This is a genomic window from Marinobacter sp. CP1 (assembly GCF_001266795.1).
Taxonomy (GTDB): Bacteria; Pseudomonadota; Gammaproteobacteria; order Pseudomonadales; family Oleiphilaceae; genus Marinobacter; species Marinobacter flavimaris.
Map to the genome: position 1 here is coordinate 714,352 of NZ_CP011929.1, position 24,594 is coordinate 738,945.

26 protein-coding genes and 1 pseudogene are annotated in these 24,594 nt (G+C 58.4%); 11 read left to right on the forward strand and 16 right to left on the reverse strand.

Features of this window, described 5'->3' with window-relative positions; genetic code table 11:
• Nucleotides 1-47: 47 nt before the first annotated feature.
• Together ACP86_RS03300 and ACP86_RS03305 are read left to right on the forward strand one after the other, a co-directional pair.
• Nucleotides 48-329 carry a pyrimidine/purine nucleoside phosphorylase gene (locus tag ACP86_RS03300; protein WP_008173956.1) on the forward strand — a complete coding sequence of 94 codons (282 nt, stop codon included), beginning with the start codon at nt 48-50 and terminating at the stop codon, nt 327-329.
• A 169-nt stretch (nt 330-498) separates the two neighbouring features.
• Nucleotides 499-2,142: a fatty acid--CoA ligase gene (locus tag ACP86_RS03305; protein WP_008173954.1), complete on the forward strand. Its 1,644-nt coding sequence runs from the start codon at nt 499-501 to the stop codon at nt 2,140-2,142.
• Between the two features lie 53 nt (nt 2,143-2,195).
• On the opposite strand, the gene ACP86_RS03310 is transcribed toward ACP86_RS03305, so the two are convergent.
• The 4 genes from ACP86_RS03310 to ACP86_RS03325 all read right to left on the reverse strand — a co-directional run bounded on the left by ACP86_RS03310 (nt 2,196) and on the right by ACP86_RS03325 (nt 5,198).
• Nucleotides 2,196-3,449 carry a D-amino acid dehydrogenase gene (locus ACP86_RS03310; RefSeq protein ID WP_008173952.1) on the reverse strand — a complete coding sequence of 418 codons (1,254 nt, stop codon included), beginning with the start codon at nt 3,447-3,449 and terminating at the stop codon, nt 2,196-2,198.
• Between the two features lie 143 nt (nt 3,450-3,592).
• A complete protein-coding gene (locus tag ACP86_RS03315) occupies nt 3,593-3,949 on the reverse strand; it encodes a translation initiation factor Sui1 (protein ID WP_008173950.1) in 357 nt (118 codons plus the stop codon).
• Between the two features lie 34 nt (nt 3,950-3,983).
• Nucleotides 3,984-4,511, reverse strand: a complete 528-nt coding sequence (locus ACP86_RS03320; RefSeq protein WP_176443056.1) for a DUF4136 domain-containing protein — start codon at nt 4,509-4,511, stop codon at nt 3,984-3,986.
• An 81-nt stretch (nt 4,512-4,592) separates the two neighbouring features.
• The gene (locus ACP86_RS03325; protein WP_008173946.1) at nt 4,593-5,198 is read right to left on the reverse strand and encodes a YigZ family protein; all 606 of its coding nucleotides are present in this window, start codon (nt 5,196-5,198) and stop codon (nt 4,593-4,595) included.
• A gap of 12 nt (nt 5,199-5,210) precedes the next feature.
• Here ACP86_RS03325 and ACP86_RS03330 point away from each other — a divergent pair, with 12 nt between their 5' ends.
• On the forward strand, nt 5,211-5,411 hold the full coding sequence (locus ACP86_RS03330; protein WP_008173944.1) for a hypothetical protein: 201 nt from the start codon (nt 5,211-5,213) through the stop codon (nt 5,409-5,411).
• Here the strand turns inward: ACP86_RS03330 and ACP86_RS03335 are convergent.
• Together ACP86_RS03335 and ACP86_RS03340 are read right to left on the reverse strand one after the other, a co-directional pair.
• Complete coding sequence (locus ACP86_RS03335) at nt 5,367-6,689, reverse strand: sensor histidine kinase (protein ID WP_008173942.1); 1,323 nt, start codon at nt 6,687-6,689, stop codon at nt 5,367-5,369. The genes ACP86_RS03330 and ACP86_RS03335 overlap by 45 nt on opposite strands.
• The gene (locus ACP86_RS03340) at nt 6,686-7,372 is read right to left on the reverse strand and encodes a response regulator transcription factor (RefSeq protein WP_008173941.1); all 687 of its coding nucleotides are present in this window, start codon (nt 7,370-7,372) and stop codon (nt 6,686-6,688) included. The genes ACP86_RS03335 and ACP86_RS03340 overlap by 4 nt, the downstream gene beginning before the upstream one ends.
• Nucleotides 7,373-7,545: 173 nt before the next feature.
• Between ACP86_RS03340 and ACP86_RS03345 the strand changes: the two genes are divergently transcribed.
• The gene (locus ACP86_RS03345; protein ID WP_053112758.1) at nt 7,546-8,712 is read left to right on the forward strand and encodes a GNAT family N-acetyltransferase; all 1,167 of its coding nucleotides are present in this window, start codon (nt 7,546-7,548) and stop codon (nt 8,710-8,712) included.
• Between the two features lie 48 nt (nt 8,713-8,760).
• Nucleotides 8,761-9,426, forward strand: coding sequence for a hypothetical protein (locus tag ACP86_RS03350; protein ID WP_053112759.1), 666 nt, complete (start codon nt 8,761-8,763; stop codon nt 9,424-9,426).
• An 11-nt stretch (nt 9,427-9,437) separates the two neighbouring features.
• Here ACP86_RS03350 and ACP86_RS03355 read toward each other — a convergent pair whose 3' ends face one another.
• Complete coding sequence (locus ACP86_RS03355) at nt 9,438-9,653, reverse strand: dodecin (protein ID WP_008173934.1); 216 nt, start codon at nt 9,651-9,653, stop codon at nt 9,438-9,440.
• Nucleotides 9,654-9,845: 192 nt separating this feature from the next.
• Between ACP86_RS03355 and ACP86_RS03360 the strand changes: the two genes are divergently transcribed.
• On the forward strand, nt 9,846-10,619 hold the full coding sequence (locus tag ACP86_RS03360; RefSeq protein ID WP_008173932.1) for a DUF3750 domain-containing protein: 774 nt from the start codon (nt 9,846-9,848) through the stop codon (nt 10,617-10,619).
• Between the two features lie 134 nt (nt 10,620-10,753).
• Here ACP86_RS03360 and ACP86_RS03365 read toward each other — a convergent pair whose 3' ends face one another.
• The 3 genes from ACP86_RS03365 to ACP86_RS03375 all read right to left on the reverse strand — a co-directional run bounded on the left by ACP86_RS03365 (nt 10,754) and on the right by ACP86_RS03375 (nt 13,206).
• Complete coding sequence (locus ACP86_RS03365) at nt 10,754-12,070, reverse strand: hypothetical protein (RefSeq protein ID WP_053112760.1); 1,317 nt, start codon at nt 12,068-12,070, stop codon at nt 10,754-10,756.
• Between the two features lie 88 nt (nt 12,071-12,158).
• The gene (locus tag ACP86_RS03370) at nt 12,159-12,470 is read right to left on the reverse strand and encodes an AzlD family protein (protein ID WP_008173928.1); all 312 of its coding nucleotides are present in this window, start codon (nt 12,468-12,470) and stop codon (nt 12,159-12,161) included.
• Complete coding sequence (locus ACP86_RS03375) at nt 12,460-13,206, reverse strand: AzlC family ABC transporter permease (protein WP_008173926.1); 747 nt, start codon at nt 13,204-13,206, stop codon at nt 12,460-12,462. Before ACP86_RS03375 ends, ACP86_RS03370 begins: the two co-directional genes overlap by 11 nt.
• A 371-nt stretch (nt 13,207-13,577) precedes the next feature.
• Between ACP86_RS03375 and ACP86_RS03380 the strand changes: the two genes are divergently transcribed.
• A complete protein-coding gene (locus ACP86_RS03380; protein WP_053112761.1) occupies nt 13,578-14,675 on the forward strand; it encodes a Glu/Leu/Phe/Val family dehydrogenase in 1,098 nt (365 codons plus the stop codon).
• A 91-nt stretch (nt 14,676-14,766) separates the two neighbouring features.
• Nucleotides 14,767-16,179: pseudogene (locus tag ACP86_RS03385) on the forward strand (sodium-dependent transporter).
• Nucleotides 16,180-16,185: 6 nt separating this feature from the next.
• Here the strand turns inward: ACP86_RS03385 and ACP86_RS03390 are convergent.
• The 4 genes from ACP86_RS03390 to ACP86_RS03405 all read right to left on the reverse strand — a co-directional run bounded on the left by ACP86_RS03390 (nt 16,186) and on the right by ACP86_RS03405 (nt 20,247).
• Nucleotides 16,186-17,088: an NAD-dependent protein deacetylase gene (locus tag ACP86_RS03390; protein ID WP_053112762.1), complete on the reverse strand. Its 903-nt coding sequence runs from the start codon at nt 17,086-17,088 to the stop codon at nt 16,186-16,188.
• 15 nt (nt 17,089-17,103) lie between these two features.
• Nucleotides 17,104-17,835, reverse strand: a complete 732-nt coding sequence (locus ACP86_RS03395) for a spermidine synthase (RefSeq protein ID WP_053112763.1) — start codon at nt 17,833-17,835, stop codon at nt 17,104-17,106.
• A gap of 4 nt (nt 17,836-17,839) precedes the next feature.
• Nucleotides 17,840-18,400, reverse strand: a complete 561-nt coding sequence (locus tag ACP86_RS03400) for a DUF1415 domain-containing protein (protein ID WP_053112764.1) — start codon at nt 18,398-18,400, stop codon at nt 17,840-17,842.
• Nucleotides 18,401-18,660: 260 nt separating this feature from the next.
• The gene (locus ACP86_RS03405; protein WP_008173914.1) at nt 18,661-20,247 is read right to left on the reverse strand and encodes an ABC-F family ATPase; all 1,587 of its coding nucleotides are present in this window, start codon (nt 20,245-20,247) and stop codon (nt 18,661-18,663) included.
• Nucleotides 20,248-20,430: 183 nt separating this feature from the next.
• On the opposite strand from ACP86_RS03405, the gene ACP86_RS03410 reads away from it, so the two are divergent.
• Together ACP86_RS03410 and ACP86_RS03415 are read left to right on the forward strand one after the other, a co-directional pair.
• The gene (locus ACP86_RS03410; RefSeq protein ID WP_008173912.1) at nt 20,431-20,709 is read left to right on the forward strand and encodes a peptidylprolyl isomerase; all 279 of its coding nucleotides are present in this window, start codon (nt 20,431-20,433) and stop codon (nt 20,707-20,709) included.
• Entirely contained in the window at nt 20,709-21,659 is a 951-nt protein-coding gene (locus tag ACP86_RS03415; protein ID WP_053112765.1) for a hypothetical protein, read from the forward strand. The genes ACP86_RS03410 and ACP86_RS03415 overlap by 1 nt, the downstream gene beginning before the upstream one ends.
• Here ACP86_RS03415 and ACP86_RS03420 read toward each other — a convergent pair.
• Nucleotides 21,656-22,837 carry a M24 family metallopeptidase gene (locus ACP86_RS03420; RefSeq protein WP_053112766.1) on the reverse strand — a complete coding sequence of 394 codons (1,182 nt, stop codon included), beginning with the start codon at nt 22,835-22,837 and terminating at the stop codon, nt 21,656-21,658. The genes ACP86_RS03415 and ACP86_RS03420 overlap by 4 nt on opposite strands.
• A gap of 117 nt (nt 22,838-22,954) precedes the next feature.
• Nucleotides 22,955-23,785, reverse strand: a complete 831-nt coding sequence (locus tag ACP86_RS03425; RefSeq protein WP_053112767.1) for a DUF2059 domain-containing protein — start codon at nt 23,783-23,785, stop codon at nt 22,955-22,957.
• 99 nt (nt 23,786-23,884) lie between these two features.
• Here ACP86_RS03425 and ACP86_RS03430 point away from each other — a divergent pair, with 99 nt between their 5' ends.
• On the forward strand, nt 23,885-24,592 hold the full coding sequence (locus ACP86_RS03430) for a hypothetical protein (protein ID WP_008173907.1): 708 nt from the start codon (nt 23,885-23,887) through the stop codon (nt 24,590-24,592).
• Nucleotides 24,593-24,594 lie beyond the last annotated feature (2 nt).

Sequence of the window (24,594 nt, forward strand, 5' to 3'; positions counted from 1 at the left end):
GAAATTCCCGTATAGTAGCCTCCCCATCAATTAACGGAGCTCAGCCAATGCTGAAAGTGAACGAATATTTCGACGGCAAGGCAAAATCCATCTCCTTCCAGACCTCGACTCTGCCAGCCACCGTTGGTGTGATCAGCCCGGGCGAGTACGAGTTCGGTACCAGCAAGAAAGAAACCATGACCGTCATCAGCGGAGCCCTCACTGTGCTGCTCCCAGGCATGGAAGAGTGGATGACCTACGGTGCCGGCGAGAGTTTTGATGTAGCGGGCCAGGCCAGCTTCAAGGCAAAGACCGACATCGACACGGCTTACCTCTGCACCTACGAGTAATATCCCCGCCCCTGACGGGCGCGTCCGCAGAGCGAAACGGACTTCGCACCTAAGCCACCGTTCGCTCTGCATTTTTTCACTATTACCGGTTCCTGTTTCAGCCAAACTGTGTCAGATTTATCCCTGTTTCTCGCGATAACACCAACAACTGGGAAAGAGGACACACGTAATGGCACAGACACGCATTCTACCCCCGGCTGAAAACGCCTATGAGTACCCGCTGCTGATCAAACGACTCCTGCTCTCGGGCCCCAGGTACAATCCAGACCAGGAAATTGTCTACTCCAACCGCAGCAAGTACACCTATACGGATCTCGTCGAACGCATTCACCGCCTGGCAAACGCATTGACCGATGCCGGCGTGAAACCGGGCGATACCGTTGCGGTCATGGACTGGGATACCCCCCGGTACCTGGAGTGCTTCTTTGCCATTCCGATGATTGGCGCCATTCTGCACACCGTCAACATCCGGTTGTCGCCGGACCAGATCGTTTACACCATGAACCACGCCGAAGACGATGTGGTTCTGGTTCACGACGACTTCCTCCCGATCATTGAGGCGGTCAAAGACGAGATCAAAACGGTCAAGACCTGGATTCAGCTCACCGACAGCAATACCGCACAACAGGCACCTGTTGAGGCTGTCGGGGAGTATGAGGACCTTCTCGCCAGGGCCAATGACAAGTTCGACTTCCCCGATTTCGACGAAAACAGTGTAGCGACCACCTTCTACACCACGGGCACAACCGGCAATCCCAAAGGCGTCTACTTTAGCCACCGCCAGCTGGTGCTGCACACGCTGGCCATGACGGGCACCGTTGCGTCATTCGACGAGATGCCGCTGATGCGTTCCTCGTCGGTCTACATGCCAGTGACGCCCATGTTCCATGTGCATGCCTGGGGCGTGCCCTATGCCGCCACCATGATGGGCATCAAGCAAGTATATCCGGGCCGCTATGAGCCGGAGCTGCTGGTGGATCTGCTCAAGGAACACAAAGTGACTTTCTCTCACTGCGTGCCCACCATCATGCAGATGATGATGGCCACCGAATCCATCAAGACGGCTGATCTGAGCAACTGGCACGTCTTGATTGGCGGCAGCGCGCTTACCAAAGGGCTTTGCGACGCCGGGGCCAAGCTCGGCATCAAACTTTACACCGCCTACGGCATGTCTGAGACCTGTCCGCTGCTCTGCGCGTCGCACCTGAAACCCGAAGACCTGGAACTGCCTCTTGAGCAGCAAACTGCGATCCGGGTGAAGACCGGTATTGCGACGCCCATGGTTGAGCTGGAAATTGTGGACCCCGAAGGCAATCCGGTCCCCCATGATGGCGAGGCCAAGGGAGAGATCGTGGCCCGCGCGCCATGGCTGACCCAGGGTTACTTCAAGGAGCCCGAGAAAGGCGAACAGCTCTGGGAAGGTGGCTGGCTACACACCGGCGACGTAGCTTCCATGGAGCCGGACAACACCATCACCATCAAGGATCGCATCAAGGACGTGATCAAGACCGGTGGTGAGTGGCTGTCTTCACTGGATCTGGAAAACCTGATCAGCCAGCATTCCGCTGTCGCCGGTGCTGCGGTCGTTGGCGTGCCCGATGAGAAATGGGGCGAACGCCCGCATGCTCTGGTCACCCTGAAGCCGGGCGAGCAAGCCAGTGCCGAGGATATCCAGAACCATCTGAAGCAGTTTGTGGAAAGCGGCGAGATCAATAAATGGGCGATCCCGGAGCATATTGATTTCGTGGAAGATATTCCGAAGACCAGTGTTGGCAAGATCAACAAGAAACTGATTCGGGATCAGTTGCAGTAATCAGTGAGGCGTTTGGGAAGGGGCCAGATGACACACCTCATCTGGCCCCTTTTTTATAGCCCGGAAAACGTAAAATCCACTTCAGGCTTGCGGCCGTCAATAATGTCCGCAAGGGCCGCGGCGGAACCACAGGAATGGGTCCATCCAAGGGTGCCGTGTCCGGTATTCAGGTAGAGGTTGGCGAAGTGGCTTTTTCCGATGTACGGCACGTTGGAAGGCGTCGCAGGCCGTAAGCCGGTCCAGAACTCCGCCTGATCCCAGTAACCTGCTTCGGGCATGACTTCCGCTGTGCGGCGCACGATAGCGCGGCAGCGGGTATAGTTCAGTTTCCGGCTGTAGCCGTTCAGTTCGGCCGTGCCCGCCACGCGCATGCGATCACCCAGGCGGGAATAAACCAGCTTGTACTCGTCGTCAGTGAGGCTGACATTGAACGCCGCCTCCTCGTTCTTCACCGGTACCGTAATCGAATAGCCTTTGGCCGGATAGATGTTGAGGAAAATACCGAGCTGACTGGCGAGCGCCGCACTGAAGCTGCCCATGCTCAGCACGTAGGCATCCGCGCGCAGCGTCTCATGATGGCCGTCCCGGAGCGTCTGGATACCGAGTACCCGCTCGCCGGCGCGTTCGAAGCCCAGGATTTCAGTGCCGTACCGGAACTCTACGCCGGCCTCCGCGCAGCGTTTTGCAAGGTTCTGGGTAAACATCCGGGCATCACCGGATTCGTCTTCCGAGGTGTAGGTTGCCCCGGCAATCCGGTTGCGGATCGGCTTGAGTGCCGGCTCCAACTCTACCGCCCGGTCTGCATCGATAATCTGACGGTCACACCCCAGATCCTGCATGATCCGGGTCGGCTCCATGGCACCATCAAACTCCGCAGGATTGGTGTAGAAGTGCAGGATACCCTTCTCGAGATGGTTGTACTCGATGCCCGCTTCGTTACGCAGAGCCTGCAACTGGCTGCGGCTGTAGGTGCCGAGATTCACCATCTGGCGGATGTTGTGGGCAGCCCGGGCCGAGGTGCACTGTCCCAGAAAAGAGAGCGCCCAGCGCCACTGGGCGGGATCCAGTCTTGGCCGGAACAGCAGGGGCGCGTCGGGCTGGAACAGCCATTTCATGACTTTCAGAGGGGCGGACGGGTTGGCCCACGGCTCCGCATGGGAAACGGAGATCTGACCGCCGTTGGCATAACTGGTTTCCAGGCCGGCCTGGTTCTGGCGATCAACCACAGTTACCTGGTGCCCCTGCTTCTGCAGATACCAGGCCGTGGTAGTACCCACAACGCCTGCGCCCAAAACCAGTATATGCATGCTTGCCTCCGGTCGAACAGAATCCGCCATCCAACGGCATAATTGCAGGGATTTCTGGGCAGATTCCGGTTGGTATGAAACTCGGGATTTGTTAACGCGGGCTCTATTGTAACGTGAGCGTGGGGGATTTGCGTGTTATACCATCAGCCACCGGCGCGCTTAACCGTCCACCCCTTCTGCTCAAGCAGCGGAACCAGAAGATCCCGCTGGTCGCCCTGGATTTCGACCACACCATCTTTTACCGTGCCACCGGTGCCGCATTTGGCTTTCAACACCTTGGCATAGGCTTTCAGTTCTTTGTCGTCCAGTGGAATGCCGGTAATCAGGGTGACACCCTTACCCTTGCGACCCTTGGTCTCCCGGCTCACTCTGACAATGCCATCCCCGGCAGGCCGTGATGATGTAACGCAGGTACATTCATTCACGGGGTTACGGCAATCCGGGCACATACGCCCCTGCTCGGTCGAAAAAACCAGACCGCCCTCAGATCGCTTCTTCATTCTGTCTCCGTGCTATTCCTGTCTTGTAACGCCTTCAATCGAGACCAGGAGGATACTTGGTAAACATTTCGGCCACGACCTCGTCGATCAGTTCTCTTCGGGTCTCGGGTGACTGGTTTTCATTGAGATAGCGCCGACTGGCGGCGCGCCAGACAACTTCTTTCGACTTGCTGTCTGCCAGCTCTACAACCAGCTTTCCCTCTTCAATTTCACGTACGGGTGGCGGCGCAGACAGGGCCCAGCCGAAATTCCCGCTACCAAAACCAAATCCGAGTCCCAGCCCCGTCTGCTCAAGACGCTCCTCGGGCACGATCTGCCAGCTCACCAGCAAGTCGGCCTCTGCTTCAGGGACCTGTTTCAGCGCTTTGCGATTCAACTCTCGCTCAACGGCACTGCGCACCCGAGTGCCGTCGAGTGAGGTAAAGGAAGACGAATCGGTGCCACCGGCAAACGCCCAGGAGGCATAATTACCGAAAACCACGGAAGAGTTGTAGTCGGTCACCACGTTGCTGGCACAACCGGTCATGGCCAGTGCAACAACCGCTAACATCAGAAAACGCATCATGATTCCTGTCCTCGATTGAGACTCAGATTTACGAACAGTATACGCCTCGCAGACGCACAACGATGCCCCCGGGATCCGTCACCTTTCTAAACTGTAATCCAGTTTATGGGCATCGCAGAAGGCTCCGAATGCCTCGACCTGATCCTCGGGGACCAGAACACCAGCCCGTACCGAGGCCCCGTAATCCACCGATTCCACCGATGCCCCGTTCATCTCACACCAGTGCCGCAGCGGTTGCTCGTCAGCAAATGACAGGAGCACCAGCACGTCCACCATGGGCTTCTGGACCACCCGATCAACAGCCGACAGCACGCTCTCTGCAGCTCCGGCATAGGCTCGCACCAGGCCACCTGCGCCCAGTTTGATGCCACCAAAGTACCGGACCACCATCACCAGCACATCCCCCATATCCTTGTGCTGAATCACGTTGAGAATCGGCTTTCCGGCCGTTCCGGACGGTTCACCATCATCGTTCATACCAGCTTCGGCGGCAGAACCGGGACGCCCGATCTGGTAGGCCCAGCAGATATGCCGGGCGTCCGGGTGGTCCTGGTGGGCCTGTTCCAGCCAGTCCTTCACCTCCTCCCGCGAACTCACCGGGGCTACCCGGGCAATGAACCGGCTTTTCTTCACTTCCGTTTCACGCTCAAGGTATCCTGCCGGAACGGGGTAATCTTTTTTCATGGACAACGACCTATGGCCTCTGAAGACGAATACAACAACCCGGGCACGGCAAAGCCCGCGAAGATTCGGAAAGCGGCCTGCGGAATCCGCTTTGACGAAGACGAGCTGCAGGAGGGTATCGACTTTTCCGGCGCCGAAAAACTGAAACCTTCCGACCCGGAGCCGGAGTCAGCCGCCCCCGAAAAACACCGGAAGGCGAAGCGTCACCCGTAAGCCGCCAGTTTCTCCCGCTGCTGCCCCGATCACGCCATCGTGGGCCGCTACGATGTCTCTGGCAATGGCCAGGCCAAGCCCCCAGCCCGTGCCCCCGCGAGACTTGTCTGCGCGGAAGAACGGCTCGAAAAGCTGGCCGATCAGCTCATCCGGAACGCCCGGCCCCTCGTCATCAACCGTTAGCGTCAACCAGTCATCGGCCACCGTCACGGCCAGATGAACAGCCCTGCCAGGTGGCGTGTGGTCGAGGGCATTCTGCAGGATGTTGTCGATGGCTCGCTGTAAAAGCCCTTCATCACCCAGCACCGACGCCCTTGAACTTTCCGGCGACACCACGAGTTTGCAGTCCACACCCTGGTGTTCGGCATAGTCCGCTGCATCCTTGAGAACCTGATTGATCACATGCACCAGCCGGAGGGGCTCGCGCTCGATATCGCCGCCGGCTTCGGTAACCCGGTATAACGTCAGTATCTGACCGGTCATGGTTTCAAGCCGTTCGTTCTGGCGCAGAATGCTGGCCATCAGCTCTTCATCTGCACCGGCCTCGTTTGCCAGCTCAATGGCTATACGCTGGCGGGTGAGCGGCGTTCGCAAATCGTGGGAAATATCCCGAAGCAGATGTTTCTGGCGTTCCAGCAGACTGCAGAGCTGTTCGGTCATGGCATTGAAAGCCGTGGCCAGTTGCCCCACCTCATCCCGGCGTTGGGCGATCTTTTCGCTGACTCTCAGAGAATTATCACCGGCCGCAATCGCCTGGGCGGTGCTTTCCATGTGTTTCAACGGTCGCGATACCAGGCGGGCGATCCACCAGCACGCCAGTGAAATCATCAGCAGGGCCAGCCCGAGCTCGATGGCCCTGAAGAATCTCGGGTTGAGCCAGCCGGCGCCCTGCACCCGTGGCCAGGCCACCAACCGGTAACCGCCGCCAACGTCCAGTACCGCGGGTTTCTGCGGGTACCAGCCGGATTTCATGCGGTCGCGGATGAACGAGGGCAGCTTGCCATCGTTTTCATCCTGTTCGAGCAACACCAGAAACAGTTCAAGACGCTCGCCTTCGTCCCGCAGAAAACGCCACGCTTCGCCACGGTCGCCGGCCTCGCGAATTGCGATAGCTTCTTCGGCCAGATCCCTTAGACCTGCCTGGCGCTCGATGGCTTCCCGCTCCCGGTCCAGAAGCATCCTGGTTGCAAGGTTACTGGCCACCACGGTGACCGCCATAGCCAGCCAGATCGACAGGAAGATCCGCCAGAACAGAGGGAACATGGGCCGCTGTTTCATTCTGGCACCCGATAGCTGTACCCCAGCCCCCTAACGGTTTCGATACGGGGCGGGTCGTCGTTGCCCAGTTTTTTGCGAAGGTTACTGATGTGCATATCAAGGGTGCGGTCGTAAGCTTCAAGGCGCCGGCCCAGCGCCCATTGCATGAGATCGGTTTTGCGGACCACGCTGCCTGCGTGTGCCAGAAGAACCTGCAGAACCTCGTACTCGGTGGCGGTCAACTCCATCGCCACATCATTCTGGTAAATTCGGCGATGGCCCGGCTCGACACGTAGGTCGCCATAGGTCCGGGCCGCATTGACTTCGGTTTTCTGGTCCCAGGCAATCCGCCGCAAAAGCGCCTGCAGCCGGGCCACCAGCTCGCGCGGATTACAGGGTTTGGGAATATAGTCATCGGCACCAACCTCGAAACCGACGATTCGATCCGTTTCGTCGCCCCGGGCGGTCAGTAATACCACGGGCAGATGGGTCTCTGCCCTCAGTTCCCGCAACACCTCGAGGCCACTGATATCCGGCAGCATGATGTCCAGCACGACAATATCGCAGTCCTGACCCAGCGCCAGGGCGAGGCCGTCCCGGCCATTGGCAGCTTCCCGAATGGTAAATCCCTGATTGGTCAGGTAACGGGCAAGCAATTCCCGCAATTCATCATCGTCCTCGACCAGTAACACCCTGTTCTGCATGTCGCTTCTCCACCTGTCGTGCCGACCACAGTTGCTGCTGAAGTCTAACACGCTACCCGCAAACCACTGATTCGGGCCAGGCCACTTTGCAGAACCTTTACACTGACCCCGGGGTGATCAAAAGCCGTCTTCTGACGTATGGTATCGGGTACATAAAGGAGTTTTCCCTCACCATGTCAGAACCCGGACCAGCGACTCTCACACTGGAAACCTGCACCAGCATCAATGATATTCCCGCCCCTGAGTGGGAGCGGCTGGCTGGGCATAGCAATCCATTTCTTCGTTACGAGTTTTTCCAGGCACTGGAAGCGTCCGGATGCACATCCCCGGAGACCGGGTGGTCGCCACGTCACCTCGTGTTCCGAAAGGCTGGCAGAATCGTCGGCCTTGCGCCGGCTTTTCTGAAGAGCCACTCCATGGGGGAATATGTGTTTGACTGGGCCTGGGCCGATGCATACCAGCGGCATGGGCTGGCGTACTATCCAAAATTACTGATCGCCATTCCCTTCACGCCATCCTCAGGCCCAAGGCTGCTGCTGGATCCGGACATTCGACAACAGCTGGTACCGGAACAGGTTCATCACCTGTTGGACAGGCTGACCGATGAACTTGGAGCCCACTCCTGGCACCTGCTGTTTCCCGGCAAAGAGGACCAGGAGCTGCTTCAACACGAGCAGGCCTTACATCGCATCGGATGCCAGTTCCACTGGCATAACCATGATTACCGTAATTTCGAGGACTTCCTGGCGGCGCTGACTTCCCGCAAGCGCAAGTCCATCCGCAAGGAACGTCGCCAGGTTGCGGACCAGGGAATTTCCTTTACACGCTTTCATGGCCGGGATATTCCGGAGCACGTGCTTTCCGCGTTCTATGTGTTTTACCAGGCGACTTATCTGAAACGGGGCCAACGACCTTACCTCAACAAGCGATTCTTTGAGCTGCTTCTGGAACAGCTACCCGAACACGTACATCTGGTGATGGCAGTGCGCGAGGGCGAAATGATTGCCGGTGCCCTGTTCCTGGCGGGCAAAACCACCCTCTACGGGCGTTACTGGGGTTGCCTTGACGAATATAACCACCTGCACTTTGAAACCTGCTACTACCAGGGCATCGAACTGGCGATGGACCTCGGCCTCAGCCATATTGATGCCGGCGCCCAGGGCGAACACAAACTGGTACGTGGCTTTGAGCCGGTAATCACCCACTCCTGGCATGGCGTTCTGCACCCCGGCTTCCGCGAAGCCATAGAAAACCTCACCCGAGAGGAGGCGGACCACGTGCGTGCTTATTTCAGCGATGCGGAATCCGCCCTGCCCTTCCGACAGCAGACGCCGGATTAACTTCTATACTGATAGACCCAGACTGGATTTACGCGGGGGTCAGACACCATGGATACAGACCCATTGTGGAGCATGTTATCGGCAGGCGGCCTGCCGCTTCTGCTTTCAGCGGCCGCCCTGGGCCTGGCCGTGATTGCCCTGTTCATCGGATCGGGCGCTCGCCGGCGTAGCGAGGACCAGTTGACCGCATTACGGGAGCGTTCCGATACGCTGTGGCGGGAAGTTGACGACATACGGGTAGCACAATTCAATCGTCCGGGTGAGTCCGGCAATGGCGCTTCAGGCTCCCCAGTTGAAGAAGCCCGCTATCAGAAAGAAGTGGAAGCCTACGCCAGGATCTGGCCACAGGTATGGAATCTTCATGAACGCCTGGGCATGTTCCTGAGGGCGGTTGAAGGCGGCGAAGCGGCCGGCGAACTCAGACTGGAAGCTCGCAATGCGGCCCTGGAGGCCCGAGAGCTGCTTAACCGGAACCGCCCCTTCTGCACAGAGTCCGTCGATGAACTGGTTACCCGGCTGATTGATGCCGAGATCAAGGCGCACCTTGCGGCCTGCCAGTATCTGGACCTGCTAAAAGATGTCCCTAGCGACTCATCCAATCACGATCGCCGGGTCTTGCAGGACAAATGCCAAAGCCTGCACGAGGGCGAGGCCCGGGAGCTGATGAACCAGCTGGTCTCGTCCATTCGGCACCGGGCAATTCGCAGTAACTAGGGAGCGCCTGTTCAGCTGTTGGCGATACGGAAACCGACTTTCATTACGACCTGATAATGGCCCACCTTGCCATCAACGATATGGCCGCGGGTTTCGGTTACCTCAAACCACTCCATGTTGCGAACGCTTTTACCACATTCCTCAAGTGCATTCTCAATGGCGTCTTCAATGCTTTTCTTGGAAGACCCGACAATTTCCACTTTTTTGTACACGTGATGGTCAGACATTAAAGCCTCCTGGGAATTGCGATTTGTATTTCTGAGCCTAGAAGACAAGCGTCCTCACGGCAAACCACAGACCGGTACAAGCCTCATCCGCCAACCCACGGCTGGCGTATCTGTCCCCTATAATCCAGGTAGTCGTGAGGAACTTTCTGTCACTCAGAGGGTCCCGTCTACCCCACGCTTCGGACTGAGTTCATGAAACGATTTTTCAGATACACCGGCTGGTTCTTCGGCGCCGTGCTCCTGCTGCTGGCTGGCCCGATTCTGCTGGCCACCAGTGGCAGCCTGCAGGGAGCCGAGAGCTGGCAAACAGCCACCCGGGAAAGCGCCCGAATTGCCCCTCTGCCAGAACAGGCCGAGGAAGCCATCGTTCAGGTATACGGCGCCCGGGCCTGGAGTTGGCGAGGTTACTTTGCTGTCCATACCTGGATAGCCACCAAGGAAAAAGGGGCCAGCCATTATCGGGTTCATGAGGTGACTGGCTGGCGCAGCTACGTGGTAAATTCACGGCCCGGTGAGCCCGACAGACACTGGTACGGTGCAAAGCCGGACCTCTATGCCGATATCCGCGGCGAAGAAGCCGAAAAGCTGATTCCCGACATCTACCAGGCAGTGGCGTCCTACCCCTACCCGACCGAATACGAAGCCTGGCCCGGCCCCAACAGCAACACCTTCGTGGCCTGGGTAATCAGGGAGGTTGAGGGTCTCGATGTGGCTCTGCCGAACCACGCGATCGGCAAGGACTACCTCGGCGACCGTATTATCGCAGAGGTTCCGGGTGGCGCGGGTTATCAGGTCTCGCTGGGCGGGTATTTTGGCGTATTGGCAGGCATTCGCGAGGGACTGGAATTGAACCTTCTAGGCCTCTCTTTCGGTATTAACCCGTTGGCGTTGGGGGTAAAACTACCCGGCATTGGAGAGCTGGCCCTGATAAATACCAATCCAATGACCAAGCCCTCCATGGAGTAAACAGACGGCCCGGCCGGGGGCAAGGCTCCCAAAAAACGCTGTGAATACGTCCGTGTACGCTTGGCTCCGCCATCCCTGGCTCCGCACATTTTTGGGAGCCTTGCCCCCGACCGGACCTGCCTCGGAGTCAATCCCTACAAGCTGGCAAACTCCAGATACCGGCTCGCCGCCTGCTTCTTCTCATCCTGGCTGTTCAGCATCTCCAAGCGCATCTTGTCGATCAGTTTCAGGTAATCGACGATGGGAGATTCCGGCTTACCGGAATCCTTTGACTCTTCGATAAATGCCTTCTGCTTCTCGCGGATTTCATTGAGCTTCTCAAGCGCGGAGCGGATCGCTTCCACCCGGGCCTCAACCAGACCGTTACCACCGCGATCCGGCGAGCCACTGTCGCGACTCAGTACCGTCTCGGCGGCCGGCGCGTCGGCGGTGTTCTGCTCGGCAAGATCAATTTCTTCCAGGGTGCGAACCTCACCGTCGGTCGTCAGATAGATTCCCGAACCCTTGATCTGGCCCAGCGGCACACCTTGACTGTTGGCCAGCGTGAAGCGGTCTTCTACATTGTCCACGTACAGCGCCTGAACCCCGACTTCCTCCAGGGATTTCAAAGCCTGGGAGCCGTCCGCGGTTTGCACCCACACGGACAGCGATTTAAAGATCTCATCACTGGCATCAATCCAGCGGTTACCGTCGTCATCGAACCGGGCCAGCTCGCCAAAGCCGGAGCCGCTCCGGGGACCAAACAGTTCGGAGCCGTCGTCCACTTTGCCGTTGCCATTTCGGTCCAGCACCAGGTAGCCGCTACCGCTGCCCAGGGTGGCAAACTGCCCGGTTTCACCGTTACCGTTCAGGTCGAACTCGAAGAGGGTATCGGTCAGGCGGGCTGTGGCAGAGCCGAAGTTGATCACCAGAGGGTCGGTGAGTGGCCGTTCCTGAATCTGCACCAGTTCCGAGTACTCGTAGGTCCGGGACTGGGACTGTCGCAGTGACAGGGTGAAGTCGATGGTCTCACCATTCTCCAATGCGATGGTGCCAGTGGAGGCAAAGCTTCTGGATTCGCTCTCCGAGTAAAACATATAGCGTCCGGCAGAAACCGAGACACTGCCCCGACCCTCAACACCCGCATCACCACCGAGCGCGGCACGGCTAACGCTCAGTGCCTGCTGGCCCATCAGAAACAACTCCGAGGTTTTCTCGGCAAGCTGCGCACTGGTAAAGACGCTCTGCTGACCGCCATCCGTCACGGTGCTGCTGCCGCTGAAGGCGAGCTGCTCCTGGCTGCTGTAACGATAGGCAGCCTGGCGCATGAGCGTTAACTCTGAGCCAACCGCGTTCTCATTGGCCTGCGGCGCAGCGGCAGATTGCCGGTTGATGCGGAGCTGCGTGCTGTCGAAAGCCGATACCTGGCGGGAACTGTCCTGGAAAAGCGAAATCTGGCTGGAGGAAATCATGGCTTTGGGCACCTGTAATTACTACACAGGTATATCGGCCGCAGCCCCCCGGACTTGAGCACTTTTTAATCACTTCAGATTCGAGAGGTTAGGCCAGAAACCGCACGATTCCGGCAGCGGCAATCCCGGCGGCAATGGCCGGGAGAGGTTTACGCAACGCCAGCATGGTAACCGCCGTCGTGGTCAGGGCCGCCAGCGCACCAGCGTCCCCCGTCACGGCCATGGGCACAATGATGGCAATCAGGACCGAGCTGGCCATGGTGTTGATAAAGCTCTCGATACGAGGATTGATCTTCACGAACGACATGATGAACACGCCGCCAAAACGGGTTACCAGTGTAACGGCGGTCATGATCGCAATCAGGAACAGAATACCGGCTGTGGTGGTCTCAACGGTCATGGGTGCTGTCCTCCGCGTCAGAAGCAGGCGCAGGCTTTCGCTCGAGCCAGAAGAACCCGATCGCACCACCGGCGAGCGCGCCCACGACGACGTGGGTATTCGCCGGCAACCATTTCCAGGCCGCCAATGAAGCCAGCGCTGTGACGGTCCAGGCCACGAGCACTCTCGGGGATTTCTTGCCGCCCAGTGCCATGGCCAGGAGGAAGCAGCCGAGAACCATGTCCAGGCCCAGGGATTTGGGATCCTGCAGAAGGCCACCAAAATAGACGCCCAGACCGGTCCCGATGATCCAGGCCAGCCAAAGAGCCAACCCGCCACCAAGGATAACCTCCAGGTTTCGTCGGCCACTCTGGTATTCCTGGGCCGAAACCGCCCAGTTGGCATCGGTCAGCAACAGCAAGAGACCATAGCGCTTGCCCGGCGATACATCTTTCAGCATCGGGTACAGCGAAGCGCCCATAAGCAGATGGCGGGAATTGATGGCAAAGACCACCGCGATCATCGGAAGTACAGATACCTCGGTGCCCCACATATCGACGGCGGCAAACTGGGAGGCCCCGGCAAACACCGTCGCACTCATCAGCACCGCCTGGAGCGGCTCAAGGCCTTTCTGGGTAGCTGCCAATCCAAAGGCAGCGCCAAATGCCACCACGAATAACGAGATGGGAAGCAGCCGGAAAAACTCCACCCGTACCCGGGCCGGCTGTAGCTGATAAGAATAGGAAGCGACAGACATCCGGGGAAGCTAGGTCAGTTTCTCCGATCCGCGTATAGGTAGTTTCCGCAGAAAGGGGCATATCTGCGACTAATGGACCAGATCCGCGCAACGCAAGAGGGCATTTAACCTCATGATTGCCCCAAATGTTTACCGGGGAGGCGCCCGAATCCGGGGATGAGCCTTGTATCGGATAGTTCACTTTCGCATGTTGACGTTAACGTCAATTGCCGCTAGTTTGTTTTTCGTCCAGCCCCAAAAGGGCACTTTCGGTGGGCCACCCCCCAGCGGATATACCGGACACCTGAAATCGGAACGCCGGCCACAAGCCGGCAGACAAGAACAAGATACCCGCTCATGCCGAGATCCGGCCGGTGGGAGAGGATTTCACAATGCTATTCAGCCATCCCGAGTTCGATAACCACGAACATCTGTCCTTTTTCTGCGATCCCGAAACCGGCCTGAAGGCCATCGTTGCCATCCATAACACTTCCCGCGGCCCCGCATTGGGAGGCTGCCGAATGTTTCCCTATGCCTCCGATGAAGAGGCGGTTCGCGATGTCTTGCGCCTTTCGCGGGGCATGACCTACAAATCGGCCCTCGCCAACCTGGATCTGGGTGGCGGCAAGTCAGTGATTATTGGCGACCCGCGCAAACAGAAAACCGAAGCGCTGATGGAGGCCATGGGCCGGCATCTGGAAAGTCTTGGCGGGCAGTACATTGCGGCGGAAGACTCGGGCACCAGCGTACCCGACCTCAAGGTCATGGGCCGACACACCAGCCACGTTGCGGGAATTGCCTCGCGCACCGGCTTCGACGGCAACCCAAGCAACGGCGACCCGTCACCGGCGACAGCCTACGGCACCTTTATCGGCCTCAAAGCAGCGGTAAAACACAAACTTGGGCGGGACGACCTCAACGGTTTGAAGGTAGCCATTCAGGGCATCGGTAATGTCGGTTTCCGGTTGGCCAGACACCTGAAGGATGCCGGCGCTGATCTCTGGGTCTATGACATCCATGACGACAATATGCGGCGGGCCGTGGATCAGCTGGGAGCCAAGCCAGCGGCTGCCGAAGACATATTGTCACTGCCTGTGGACGTGGTAGCGCCCTGTGCCATGGGGGCAGTACTGAACGATGACAGCATTCCCCAACTGAAGGCCCGCATTGTCGCCGGCGCCGCCAACAATCTGCTGGAACACCCGGAGCATGATGCCATGCTGCGGGACCGGGGCATTCTCTATGCGCCGGATTTTGCCATCAACGCCGGCGGCATCATCGACGTGTTCTACGAGCGCACCGGGGCCACACCAGAAACGGTTCGTGCCCACGTCGAGACCATCGGCGACACCCTGACCGAAATCTTCAACCGTTCCGACCGCTCGGGGCGCCCCACCGGGGAGATCGCCAACGAACTGGCCGAGGAACGGTTCAAAAAGCACACCGCCGGAGCCCGCCTGGCACCCGAGCGGTTGGCTCGCACCGGCTGAGCTGACACCGGCGCACCCCTCAGGAAGCTGTGGCTGACTGCAGCTTCCTTCTCAAACCCTGACACAAAAACAAATACTCCGGGAGATAGTTATGTCTGTCACTTCATCAGATGCCGCCAGCCATTCAGGAGCGCTTGAAGGTTCAAACGCCCAACGCGGGCTCTGGTCATCACGTCTTGCCTTTATTCTTGCCGCCACCGGCTCCGCCGTAGGCCTGGGTAATATCTGGAAATTCCCCTATGTGACCGGTGAGAACGGGGGCGGCGCCTTTGTTCTGGTTTATCTGCTGTGCATCGCGGTCGTCGGTATTCCGATCATGATGGCGGAAGTCATGATCGGCCGTCGCGGTGGTTGAAGCCCCGTCAAGAGCCTGAGCCTGATTGCCGAACGGGACGGCCTAAACCCGGTCTGGAAGGTGGTCGGTGCCATCGGCATTCTGGCGGGTTTCCTGATTCTCTCGTTCTATTCGGTCATTGGCGGTTGGGCGATTTCCTACGTGGGCACAACCGCCAGCGGCCAGATTGCCGGTCAGTCGGCAGATGCCATCGGCGCGATCTTCTCCGGCCTTCTCAGTGATCCCACCACCCTGCTCGCCTGGCATACGCTGTTCATGGCGCTGGTGATGGTTGTGGTTGTGCGGGGGGTTCGCTCGGGCCTTGAGCGGGCGGTCAGCATCCTGATGCCAGCCCTGTTCGTGCTCCTGCTGATTGTCGTGGGCTATGCGATGACAACAGGGCACTTTGGCCAGGCTGCTGCGTTCCTGTTCCAGCCGGATTTCTCCAAGCTCACAACGTCCGGGATCCTGGTGGCGCTGGGCCACGCATTCTTCACCCTGAGCCTGGGTATGGCGGTGATGATGGCCTACGGCTCCTACCTGCCCAAGAATATTTCCATCGCCAAGACCTCCATAACTGTGTCGGTCATCGACACCGGTGTGGCACTGCTTGCGGGTCTGGCCATTTTCCCGATTGTGTTCGCCAATGGCCTTGAGCCGGGCGCCGGCCCGGGCCTGATCTTCCAGACCCTGCCGTTGGCCTTCGGTCAGATGCCCATGGGTTCCCTGTTCGGCACCCTGTTTTTCGTGCTGCTCATCTTCGCCGCCTGGACATCCGGGATTTCACTGCTGGAACCGATCGTGGAATGGCTTGAGGAGCGTAAAGGCATGAACCGCACCGTCAGCACACTGGGCGCAGGTTTTGTCTGCTGGGGACTGGGTATCGCCTCGATTCTGTCCCTGAACCTCTGGGCTGACTTCGCTCCCCTCGGCTTTGTGCCCATGCTGGAAGGCAAGACCATCTTCGATCTGCTGGACTTCTTCACCGCCAACATCATGCTGCCGCTGGGTGGTTTGCTGGTTGCCCTGTTTGCAGGCTGGGTGATGTCGCGCGAGGCCATGGAGAAGGAACTGGCCCTGTCACCGGGCATGTTCAATCTTTGGCTGATCACCGTGCGCTTTGTGACTCCGGTGGCCGTGGCTGTGGTGTTTATCTACAACCTGATGTAACCACCGCTATAACTGATCGAGGGAGGCCTTCAGGGTCTCCCCGATCCTTGCGTTCAACTTCAGATCCACCAGATCTTCAGCCCGAGTCCGCCCCAAGTTCAGGGTGGCAATGGGCTTGTTCCACTCGTTGGCGTACCGGCAGAAACGGAAGCCGGAATACACCATCAACGACGAACCAATCACCAGAAGGCCATCACTGGCTTTGAGCGTATCCAGGGCCGAATACACCCGGTCTTTGGGAACAAAGTCACCGAAGAACACCACATCCGGCTTCAGAATCCCCTCGCACTTCGGACAGTCCGCCAGCCGGAAATCCTCGAAATCCACATCCAGATCGGCATCGCCATCCGGTGCCGTATCGGCGGTATATTTCTGGAATCCAGGGTTCAGATCCGCGCAGCGGTCGTGTACCTCATCCCGAGGGCAACGGTAACCGCAAGTCATGCACACCACCTCATCGGCCCGTCCGTGCAGGTCCGTCACCGCCCGGGTGCCGGCCTTCTGGTGCAGACGGTCAACGTTCTGGGTAACCACCAGGCTGCTGTGGTTGAGCAGTTCCAGGTCAGAGATGTAATGATGGGAAGGGTTGGGCCTGGCATTACGCATCACCGGCCAGCCAATCAGGCTGCGCCCCCAATAGCGTTGCCGGGTGTACACATCTTCCATGAACGCCTTGTGCTGAACCGGCTGTTTGCGCTTCCAGGCGCCATCGCCATCCCGGTAATCCGGAATACCGGAATCGGTACTGACCCCGGCGCCGGTCAGTATCAGCAAGCGAGGGTGGCGATGGATAAACTCCGCCAGCAACGCCCCGGCCTCGTTCGGTTCATGCAGCACCGGCGGCTGATCCGGCTCAGGCAGACGCTGGCTGGAGCTGAAGGGTCGGCTGCGGTGCGTGGTTAAAGACATACAGACTCCGGTTTCTCAACCCGGCTTGCGGGCCACATACACGGTGTTGAACGATTCCCTGTTCTGAAATGGATTGAAGAAGGATACGACATGGCAGGCCACATCGGTGAACACCTCGTTGAGAACGGCCATGAACTCGTCGTCCTCGCCCTCGTTTGACCACATGGCAAACACCCCTCGGGGCTTCAGTTGCCGCGCCATCAGCCGCAGGTTTTTGGCGGTGTAGAAGCTGGCACTGGAATCGTGCAGCAGCGCCCGGGGTGAATGGTCGATGTCCAGGAGAATGGCATCGAATGGCTTGCCGGGGTTCTTCGGATCGAAACCACCCTCTGCCGGATCGGCAATTGCCAGGTCGAAGAAACTGCCATGGACGTAGCGGTTCCGGGGATCGGCATTCAGATCTTTACCAAGAGGCACCAGCTCCTGCTGATGCCATCCGATAACGGGTTTCAGATACTCAACCACCAGCAGTTCGGCAACACGCTCGTGCCTGAGCGCCGCCACCGCGGTGTAACCCAGGCCCAGGCCACCAACAACTACCCGGAGATCATCGCCCTCGGTTTCGCCCAGCCCGATATCAGAGAGAGCCACTTCGGCATCCACGAACATGCTGGACATCAGGAATTCCTCGCCCAGCTTCACCTCGTAGATATCCCTGTCGCCAATCGCCGGAATCCGGCGTCTGCGAAGCGTGATCTCACCAATCACCGAAGGCTGGCTGTCAATCTGTTCGAAAAGCAGTCCCATCTGTTCAGACCTTGCGAGTGGATTCATCAAGACAGGAACGCAGAATACTCCGCATCTTCTCCGAGCCCAGCTCGTTCATCAGTTCAATGTTTCTCTGCGGGATCCCATCCACATCAGGATAACTGTCAATCGCCGCTTCCAGACTGGCTTCCCGCAAGAGGTGCAGCATGGGAAATGGCGAACGATTGGTGTAGTTCTCCGCCGCATCGGGCTCGGTGCCCGCAAACTGGTAATCCGGGTGGAAACTGGCGATTTGGTAAACGCCTTCCATATCCAGATACGCCAGCAAACCATCAGCCGCATCAAGGAATTCATTGTAGGGCCCGAAATCCTGCAATACACCCGGATGGATCAACAGCGTGGTTTCAATCTCCGGCTCATCTTCCAGACGCTGGAGCTCCGAGTGCAAGGCCTGTAACAGCTCGTCTTCCGTTTCGGCTTCCGACACCACAAACCGAACCCGGTTCCGGACCAGTTCCCGTTTGGCGAACGGGCACAGGTTATAGCCGACGACAACGTCTTCGACCCATTTTCGGGTTGCTGCAATAATTTCGGTCTCGCCCATGTTCTTTTCCTCAGTTATTCGAAGGCCACTCATAGGCACGAGCGGATGGGCGGGTAGGCCTTTCCAAAACTGTGCGGAGCCAGGGGTGAAGAGCGAAAAGCTCTTCACGGGCAGGCCATGGACGGCCTGCCCAGGACCCTCTGCGCGACGCAGGAGCAATAAGCGCAGAGGGGCGGAGCCCAAGCGCCCCATGGATGGGCCGCAAGGAGCGTGTTTTGGAAAGCCAGTCCCACATGACCGCCTGCACCAAACCCTGAGCCTTAGAAGTACCCCTGGCTCCGAAGATAATCATCATAAGAGCCACTGAAATCAGTCACCCCATCAGCCTTAAGCTCAATAATTCGCGTAGCCAGCGAAGAAACAAACTCCCGATCATGGCTGACGAAAATCAGTGTACCCGGATAGTTCTCCAGCGCCAGGTTCAATGCCTCGATGGACTCCATATCCAGGTGGTTCGTGGGCTCATCCATCAGCATCACATTGGGCTTCTGCAGAATCAGCTTGCCGAACAGCATCCTGCCCTGCTCGCCGCCCGAGATCACCCGCACCGATTTCCCGATATCGTCACCGGAGAACAGCATGCGGCCCAGGGTGCCGCGCACCAGCTGTTCGCCACCCTTGGTCCACTGGGCCATCCAGTCGGTCAGGGTTTCATCCTCGGCAAAGTCCGCCGTGTGGTCCTGGGCGAAGTAGCCCACTTCCGCGCTGTCGGTCCACTTCACCTCGCCACTGTCGGGCGTGTAGGCCCCTGACATGCATTGCAGAAGCGTGGTTTTGCCGATGCCGTTGGGACCAATGATGGCGATTCGCTCACCGGCTTCTACCTGCAGGTTCAGATTCTTAAACAGGGGCTTATCATCAAAGCCCTTGGTCATGTTCTTGAGAGTCACCGCCTGACGGTGAAGTTTCTTGCCCTGTTCAAAACGGATAAACGGGCTCACCCGACTTGAGGGCTTCACCTCTTCCAGCTGGATCTTGTCGATCTGGCGGGCACGGGAGGTAGCCTGCTTGGCCTTGGAGGCGTTGGCCGAAAAGCGGCTGACAAACTGCTGCAGTTCGGCAATCTGCGCCTTTTTCTTGGCGTTGTCCGACAGCATACGCTCGCGAGCCTGGGTGGCGGCGGTCATGTATTCGTCGTAGTTGCCCGGGAACAGGCGCAGTTCGCCATAGTCCAGATCCGCCATGTGGGTGCACACGCTGTTCAGGAAGTGGCGGTCGTGGGAAATGATAATCATGGTGCTGTTGCGGGCCACCAGTATGTTTTCCAGCCAGCGGATGGTGTTGATGTCCAGGTGGTTGGTGGGCTCGTCCAACAGCAACACATCAGGATCGGAGAACAGCGCCTGGGCCAGCAACACCCGCAGCTTCCAGCCCGGTGCCAGCGCGCTCATTGGGCCGTTGTGTTGCTCCAGCGGAATATCCAGGCCAAGCAACAGCTCGCCGGCGCGGGCATCGGCGGTATAGCCGTCCATTTCAGCGAACTGGACTTCCAGGTCCGCGACCGCCATCCCGTCTTCTTCGCTCATCTCGGGCAGGGAATAGATCCGATCACGCTCTTTCTTGACGTTCCAGAGTTCCTCATGGCCCATGATCACGGTATCGATCACCGAGCAATCCTCATAGGCAAACTGGTCCTGGCGCAGTTTACCCAGACGGACATTGGGCTCCAGCATGACCTGGCCGGCGGAGGGCTCGAGATCGCCACCCAGGATTTTCATCAGTGTGGACTTGCCACAGCCATTGGCCCCGATCAGGCCATAGCGATTACCGTTACCAAATTTGGCGGAGACGTTTTCAAACAGGGGTTTAGCCCCGAATTGCATGGTGATATTGGCGGTGGAGATCAAGAAACAAACCTGTCGATGTGGGGCCGGGCATGCGCCGGCGAAAAGAAAGCCGGCATTGTACAGGTTTGCCCGGTGGACTGTGAGGCCGCAGAAACACGGATAAAAAGGGCTTGCCTCTGACGAGCTCTGCGGGCAGCATTCCGGTTCTGATGTATACATTCATCCGACACAAGGACATTGATCATGGCACAGGCTACAGCGCGTCACATTCTGGTAGACAGCGAAGCGAAATGCGAAGAACTGAAAAAGGCGATTGAAGGCGGACAGGACTTTGCCGAAGTGGCAAAGCAGCACTCCTCCTGCCCCTCCGGTCGCAACGGCGGAGATCTTGGCTCCTTTGGCCCGGGCCAGATGGTTCCCGAGTTCGACAAGGCGGTTTTCAACGGTGAACTGAACACCGTTATCGGTCCGGTCAAGACCCAGTTTGGTTATCACCTGCTGGAAGTGACCAGCCGCAGCTGATGATTCCTGGTTCCATACCGGGACTGCAAACCACCGGCCGGCGGCTACCGCTGCTGGCCGGTGCCGCTTCTCTGCTCATCGCGCCTTTCCTGTTTGTCGGCGGGCCTGACTGGGCCTCGGGGCCACTCCTCAAATCGGCCTGGAACCTTGGCCACATCCTTCTGTTTGCACTACTCACTCTGGCGGTCAGACCCTGGCAGTGGCTAAGTGGCTGGCGTCTCTGGCTCGCGGTTACCGTCGTCTTGCTGGTGCTCGGAATTGGTATCGAGTTGATCCAGGGCGGACACAATCGCGACATGGATGGGCGGGACCTCCTGCGCAACCTGATTGGCAGTTGGCTGGTTATCGCATGGCGCCCCTTGCTTACATCAGAGCGGCGAAACTCTCTCGGCGAAGGCTTGGTGGCCGCATCCGTTGCGCTGCTAATGTGTTTTGAGCTGGGAGCTACCGGCATGGTGGCTGCCCGGCAATGGCAGGTACACCAACAACTTCCTCTGCTGTACGATTTCACCCATCGGGATCCCGGCGCATTCTGGACCGGCAGGCTCACGGTCTCTGCCGACCACTCGCTGAATAATGCGCAGAGCCTGAAACTTGATCTGGGCACTGAAACCTACTCGGGGGTCTCACTCAACAATCTCCCGCCCGATTGGCGTGATTACGAAACACTGAGCATTACCCTGTTCAATCCCTCTACCGCTCCCCTGACGCTGACGCTTCGAATCAATGACGTAGCCCATGACCGCAGCGATCATGCCTACAACGACCGCTACAACACCCGCCTGACACTGGGTCCTGGTTCCAATACCTTCACCCGGAAACTGGCCGACATCGAAAACGCTCCCGATGGCCGGTCCATGGATATGTCCCAAGTCAGAAGAATGGGGCTTTTTGCGGTTCGCCTGCCCGAGCCACGCACTGTTTATCTGTTGGATCTGAGACTGGACTAACCGAGCGTCCAGGGATTATCGGTTATCGGTTCGGCGCCAGCGTCGGTGACCAGAATCGTTTCGCTACACCCAATGCCCCATTGCCCGGGAATACGCAAACAGATGGGCAGGTGGAAAACCATGCCCGGTCGAAATTCCACATTGCCACCCCTGGCGATGAAGCCCGAGCCCTCCACCCAGGATGGCGGGAACTGCGCGCCCACCGTGTAGCCAAATACCCCGGAGAAAAACACCTTTCCGGCCAATGGCTGAAGCGCCTTCTCGGCGTTCTGGGCGGCCTGGTCGAAAGTGACTCCCGGGCGGATCGACGTCAGCAGGGTATCCACAATCCGACGGCAGCCGTCATGGACCCGACGCATTTCAGCCGATGGCTCGCCACCAGCAACCACGGTCTGCATCATGGGTGCGGTGTAGCGGTTCCAGGCCGAGCCGAATTCCAGAAAAACAGGGTCGCCTTTCTGCACCACCGTACGTTTGTGATTGCAGTGGATCACGCTGCTGCGACGGCCGGTAACAACAATTGGCTGCATGCTCATGAATTCACTGCCGGCCGCCAGCAGCGCCCTCGCGCCTTCGGCGGCAATGTCATTATCAGTTACGCCCGGCTGGACCGCGGCCACGGCCGCCCTGAAACCTTCGGCTGTTATCCGGGCGCTTTCACGCAGGCAACGGATTTCGGCATCGGACTTGACGATCCGGATCTGCTTCAACAGACCGCCGTTATTCAGAAATCTTACTCCGGGCATCCGAGCTTGCAGGCCTTCCAGCACGCCCTGGCGCAGAGAGCCATGCCAGGCATCAATACCCACGGTCTCCACGCCGTCGTTCAGGGCCTGAACCAGTGGTTCCAATACCTCGCCGATGCCTTCCCACCGGTATCCGCTGACCCGGGCGACCCGGGTTGTCATCATCGCAGGCCCCATCTCGATAGACGGCACCTGCAAAAGCAGGTCCTCCTGGGTAACCACCAGGGCCACGTGAACGGATACTTCAAAAGTGCTATAGCCGGTCAGGTAAAAAATATCCGAAGGATCGGTCAACAGCAGGGCGCCAAAATCCTCCCGGGCCATCCCGTCCCGGACACGAGCAAGACGCTCGTCGAACTCCTGCTCCGGAAACGGACACTCCAGCCCCCTCAGTTGTGAGGACAAGGCTTCCTGATAGGCATTGAAATCCATAACGACACTCCTCACTCGCATATACTAGGGAGATTGGACCCTATTCTGGCTTTGCACAAACCCCGAGCAAGAAATTATTCCAGCATCACATTGACTCAGAACGGCAACCGAGGGGATTCACTGACCGCCTGGTGATTCCGGACTGAAGAACCGCGACATCTGCTTGCCTATGCTTTCCACCGGCTCGGTAATCGCCTGCTGGATGCTGTTGGTTACAACTTTCGAGAAAGCCGAGCCGGCAGAGCTCTCCAGGAACTCCAGGTAGAGATCCATCTCCTGGCCACCGATGTTCTGGTAGGTATACAGATAGCTGTCGTAAACCTGCTGACCCACCACGCCCCTGAGCATGCTGCGCTGGCTTTCAATGCGTTGGCGCAGCTGCTCGTAATTGGCCGAATCACTGCTGAACGCCGCCATTGCCGTTGCCAGGCCGAGCTGCACTGCGATCGTTGTATCCACCGCGCTTTCTGTGGCCCGCGCAGCCCGATCAAACCGATCGAACATTTCCGCTTTGCGCGTGCCCTTGTACCGGCTGTTCAATTCCATGGCACTGGACTGGATTTTCGGCCAGGCCGAGGGTTCCGAAGCTGCAATCTCGGCCGAAGAAATCTTTCTGGCCACAGGGGTTTCGTACCAGTCATGAACTGCCTGGAGCTGCGAATCCGTGAGTTTGGCTTGCAGATCTTTAATGATCTGCTGCTCGATATCCACGGAATTGAAACCGCTGCTCACGATGTTCCCGATGGTATTGGCCATCATTGGAGGAAGCTGACCATTCTGTTTGAGTCCTTCCCGGATTCCCTGGCTCATCATGGCCGGGTAACGGGCCACGATATCGTCAACAGGCGATACTTCCAGCACCTGGCGGGCATCCGGCGCTGCCTGGGCATTACCATTAACAAGAAGTGCTGTGATTAAAAGAGGTTTAATTATGGGAAATCGCGTCATTTACCTATCATCCCGAGTGAATCATTGATTCCCTTATGCCATGGGTTCGAGGCAGGCAGCAAGCAATCCCGCGGCCCTGGAGATGACGGTTTGGTAGGAATGCGAAAGAAACGTACCCGCAAGACCAAAAGTCGGCAACTGGCTCTGGAAACCTGGAAAAGCCGGGCAAGATGGTATGGGCTTCCAATGCTGGGGCTGCTGATGGGTCTCTGGGCAACGCTCCGCTTCAGCCTGTTGGCACCGGATCCTCCGGCAAACCCGGAGAACATCTGTGAAATCTTCCGGGAACACCCGGTGTGGTATGACTACGCCAACGACTCCAGGCAACGCTGGGGCACACCCATCGCCACCCAGTTAGCGTTTGTCTATTACGAGTCGTCATTCCGCAGCCATGCGCGTCCACCACGCACACTGCTCTGGGGCTTTATTCCCTGGACCAGGCCCACAACCGCATACGGTTATGCCCAGGCCCTCGACCCGGCGTGGCGGGAATACCTGCAGGCCAATGGCGAAGGCTGGTTCACCGTTCGCACCGACATGGAACACGCGCTGGATTTCGTGGGCTGGTACAACCAGCTAAGCCACCGGCAGCTTGGCATTCCCTTCTCGGCCCCCAGAAAGCTGTACCTTGCCTACCACGAAGGCCGGGGCGGATATGCCCGCAGAAGCTTCGAAGAGAAACCGGACGTGATGGATCTGGCCGCCCGGGTACAGACCCGGGCTTTCCGATACGACAATCAGCTGAAAACCTGCGAGCAGGAATTCCAGTGCTGGCGCTGGTACCAGTTCTGGCCGTTCTGCGGCTGACG